This window comes from Mesorhizobium sp. M4A.F.Ca.ET.020.02.1.1 (genome assembly GCF_004022645.1).
GTDB lineage: Bacteria > Pseudomonadota > Alphaproteobacteria > Rhizobiales > Rhizobiaceae > Mesorhizobium.
Map to the genome: position 1 here is coordinate 1 of NZ_RZOI01000558.1, position 4,131 is coordinate 4,131.

The 4,131-nt window shown below is 64.2% G+C and carries 5 protein-coding genes; all 5 read left to right on the plus strand.

Annotated elements, in window-relative coordinates:
* A partial coding sequence (gene secD / locus EN742_RS26540) for a protein translocase subunit SecD (RefSeq protein ID WP_128333463.1) occupies positions 1 to 1,854 on the plus strand: 1,854 nt, incomplete at its 5' end.
* 10 nt (positions 1,855 to 1,864) lie between these two features.
* A complete protein-coding gene (locus EN742_RS26545; protein ID WP_126054210.1) occupies positions 1,865 to 2,254 on the plus strand; it encodes an Mth938-like domain-containing protein in 390 nt (129 codons plus the stop codon).
* A gap of 25 nt (positions 2,255 to 2,279) precedes the next feature.
* Positions 2,280 to 3,104 (plus strand): phytoene/squalene synthase family protein, encoded by an 825-nt coding sequence (locus EN742_RS26550; RefSeq protein WP_128333464.1) that lies wholly within the window; start codon positions 2,280 to 2,282, stop codon positions 3,102 to 3,104.
* 81 nt (positions 3,105 to 3,185) lie between these two features.
* Complete coding sequence (locus tag EN742_RS26555; protein WP_126054212.1) at positions 3,186 to 3,614, plus strand: hypothetical protein; 429 nt, start codon at positions 3,186 to 3,188, stop codon at positions 3,612 to 3,614.
* Positions 3,614 to 4,131, plus strand: a 518-nt coding sequence (locus tag EN742_RS26560) for a sterol desaturase family protein (RefSeq protein ID WP_189375604.1), incomplete at its 3' end; no start/stop codon positions are given. The genes EN742_RS26555 and EN742_RS26560, both read left to right, overlap by 1 nt.

Here is a 4,131-nt window from a genome sequence, read left to right on the forward strand (position 1 = left end):
CGGCCGCCGGCAGGCTCCTCGATCCTCTATTCGCAGGACGATCCGCCGGTACCCTATCTGATCGAAAACCGCGTCATCGTTTCGGGCGAGAATCTCGTCGACGCGCAGGCGACCTACAATTCGCAGAACAACGAGCCTGTCGTTTCCTTCCGTTTCGATTCCAAGGGAGCCACCCGCTTCGGCCAGGCGACGGCGCAAAATGTCGGCAAGCTGTTCGCCATCATCCTCGACAACCAGGTGATCTCGGCGCCGCAGATCCGTGAGCCGATCCTCGGCGGCACCGGTCAGATCTCCGGCAATTTCACCGCTCAGAGCGCCAACGACCTCGCCGTGCTGCTGCGCGCAGGCGCGCTGCCGGCGACGCTGACCGTGATCGAGGAGCGCACGGTGGGTCCGGGCCTGGGACAGGATTCCATCCATGCCGGCAAGGTCGCCGGCATCATCGGCTCGATCCTCGTCGTCGCCTTCATGTTCGTCGCTTACGGCTTCCTCGGCTTCCTCGCCAATATCGCGCTCGCGGTGCATGTGGCGATGATCGTCGGGCTGTTGTCGCTGCTCGGCGCGACGCTGACCTTGCCTGGTATCGCCGGTATCGTGCTGACCATCGGCATGGCGGTCGATTCCAACGTGCTGATCTACGAGCGTATCCGCGAGGAGCGGCGCAACGGCCGCTCGGTGATCCAGGCGATCGATACCGGCTTCACCAAGGCGCTGGCGACCATCGTCGATTCCAACGTCACGTCGCTGATCGCGACAGTGGTGCTGTTCTACCTCGGCACCGGCCCGGTGAAGGGTTTTGCCATCACCTACGCCATCGGCATCCTGACCACGGTCTTCACCGCCTTCACCTTCACCAGGCTGCTAGTGTCGATCTGGCTGCGCCGCGCCCGGCCGAAGGAACTGCCGAAGGCGCCGGTGACCTTCATTCCGCCGGGTACGAAGATTCCGTTCATGGGTATCCGCCGTTGGACCTTCGCGCTGTCCAGCCTGCTGTCGATCCTGTCGGTCGTGCTGTTCATGACCGTCGACATCAATTACGGCATCGACTTCAAGGGCGGCTCGCTGATCGAGGTGCAGGCCAAGACCGGCAATGCCGATCTCGCCGACATCCGCGGCAGGCTCACGGAGCTCAACATCGGCGAAGTGCAAGTGCAGCAGTTCGGCGAGCCGAACGACGTGCTGATCCGCGTCGGCACCCAGGACGGCGGCGAGAACGCCGAGCAGACCGTCATCGACAAGGTGCGCGGCGAGTTGCAGGACCAGTATGATTTCCGCCGCGTCGAAGTGGTGGGACCGACGGTTTCGGGCGAACTCGCCAAGCAGGGCACGATCGCCATGCTGATCGCGCTGGTCGGCATCCTGATCTATGTCTGGTTCCGTTTCGAATGGCAGTTCGCTGTCGGCGCCATCATCGCCACGATCCACGATGTGGTCATGACGATCGGCTTCTTCGTCATCACCGGGCTGGAATTCAACCAGTCGTCGCTGGCGGCAATCCTGACCATCATCGGTTATTCGCTGAACGACACCATCGTCGTCTACGACCGCGTCCGCGAGGATCTTCGAAAATACAAGAAGATGCCGCTGCCGCAGCTGTTGAACAACGCCATCAACGAGACCCTGTCGAGAACGACGCTGACCTCGGTGACCACGATCCTGGCACTGCTGGCGCTGGTGCTGTTCGGCGGCGAGGTGATCCGTTCGTTCACCATGGCGATGCTGTTCGGCGTGGTGTTCGGCACCTATTCGTCGATCTTCATCGCCGCGCCGCTGCTGATCCTGTTCAAGTTGCGGCCGCAGGCCACGGCCGCCGACGAGGAGAAGCCGGTGAACGGCAAGGCCGTGGCGACCTGACGCCGCGGCCGTGGCCAAGGGCATCGTCATCCGCGAGGCGCATTTCCCCGGCCGGGCGCCGATCGAGGCCTATGGCAATGGCGGCTTCCGCTTCGCCGATATGTCGCATCGCGGCTCGCTGCTCTGCCTGCCGTCCGGCATCCATGGCTGGGAGCCGGCCGATCCGCTGGCGTTGACGGTGGCGGACTTCAGCAAGCTGCTCGCCGAGGCCGGCAAGGTCGAGATCGTGCTGGTCGGCACCGGCAAGGATCTGCGGCCGCTGCCTACGGCGCTGCGCGCGGCATTGAAAGAGGCCGGCATCGCCGCCGATCCGATGTCGACCGGCGCGGCGGTGCGGACCTACAATGTCCTGCTCGCCGAAGACCGCGCCGTGGCCGCGGCGCTGATTGCCGTCGACTGACGTGGCTGATACCGCCAACATCGTCATGGATGCGGTGCGCGCTTCCGACCATGACCGTTATCTCAGCGCGCTCTACGCGCCCGCCGACAAGCGCGACGCGCTGTTTTCGCTCTATGCCTTCAATGCAGAGATCGCGTCCGTGCGCGACCGTATCCACGAGCCGTTACCCGGCGAGGTACGGCTGCAATGGAGGCGCGATGTCATCGCGGCAGAGAACGATGCGGAGACCGGTCACCCGATCGCCGACGCACTGAGGGCGACGATTTCCGCCAATCGACTGCCGAAGACAGCCTTCGACAACATGCTCGAAGCGCGCATCTTCGACCTCTACGATGATCCGATGCCGTCGCGCACCGATCTCGAAGGCTATTGTGGCGAGACCGCCGCGGCACTCATCCAGCTTGCGGCGATGATGCTCGATCCCCAGGAGGCACCGCGTTTTGCCGACCTGGCGGGGAGGGCGGGTTGTGCGCAAGCGATCACCGGTCTTTTGCTGCTGTTGCCGCTGTACCGGAGGCGTGGCCAATGTTTTGTGCCTGCGGACATCCTCGCAGCGGCCGGCTCATCATCGGAAGAGTTCGTCAAAGGGGAGGGCGGCCCCGGCGCGCAACGCGCAGTGGCGGCGATGATCGCGCTCGCGCGAGACCATCTCGGTGCCTTCGAGCGAGGCGCCCCGGCGCTGCCGGCTTCGCTGCGCCCCGCATTCCTGCCGCTCGCGCTGACGCGTGCCTATCTCGGCAGGATGGAGAAGACTGAGCAATCGCCGCGCGGCGGTGCAGCAAAGCTTTCCACCTTGCGCAAGCATTGGCTGCTCCTGCGTCATGCCAGCCGAGGCTGGACGCCCCTTTGACGTAAACGTCAATCGTGCTAGGGGTTCTGCCTGTCGGACTCGCGTCGAAGAAGCGTGAGCCGCCGGAGGAGACGCCTTTCCATGAGCCTGCCCGTGCTGGTCGTCCTTGTCGTGTTTGGCATCGCGCTGTCGGTCGCGGCCGTGCATTTCACCGGCGGCACTACTACCGCGATGCTTGCCGGCGCGGATCGGGCACTTCAACGCTTCGCCGAGGACTTTCCGGACGAAATGGTGGCGAGGGTGCGTCTAACGGCGGATCGGCGGGCGGCGTTTCTCGAGCTTGGGCCGGCGCGCACCGGCATCGTCAGCAGCATCGGCGATTGCTTCCTGACGCGCATCGTCACGCCGCGCGATATCCTGGCCCTGACCGCAGACGACCCGCGGTCGATCTCCATCAGGCTCAACGACTTCACCTGGAAGGGCGGGCGCTTTGTCTTTGCCGACGAGGCCGACGCCAGGGCGGTGGCGGCGGCCTTGCAAGACCATGATCGGAACCGGGAGGCCGCGTGATGGACGATTACAATTTCCCGGAGGTCACCAAGCTTGCCATCCCGTTCTTCGTCGCCGCCATCCTGATCGAGCTCTGGCTGGTGCGAACCGGCCGCGCCAAGGGCTCGTTCGAAACGCGCGACACGCTGACCAGCCTGATGATGGAGACCGGCAATGTCGTGGCCGGCCTGTTGCTCGGTGTTTTGTCCTACTGGGCGCTGCTGTGGCTGTGGCAGTTTCGCTTCTTCAATCTCGGCCTGTCGGTCTGGGTGTTTTTGGCTGCCTTCCTGCTCGATGATTTGCGCTACTATGTCTATCACCGCATCGCGCACCGGGTGCGTTGGGTGTGGGCCGAGCACGTCAACCACCACTCCAGCCAGCACTACAATCTGTCGACGGCGCTCAGGCAAAGCTGGACCGGGCTGTTCACCTTCATGTTCGTGCTGCAGGCGCCGCTGGTGCTGCTCGGCTTCCACCCGGCGGTGATTGCCTTCACCTTCGGCTTCAACCTGGTCTGGCAGTTCTGGATCCACCCCGA

Coding starts and splice junctions, on each gene's coding strand:
- EN742_RS26555 (WP_126054212.1), top strand. CDS start 3,186: ATGAGCCTGCCCGTGCTGGTCGTCCTTGTCGTGTTTGGCATCGCGCTG.
- EN742_RS26550 (WP_128333464.1), top strand. CDS start 2,280: ATGGATGCGGTGCGCGCTTCCGACCATGACCGTTATCTCAGCGCGCTC.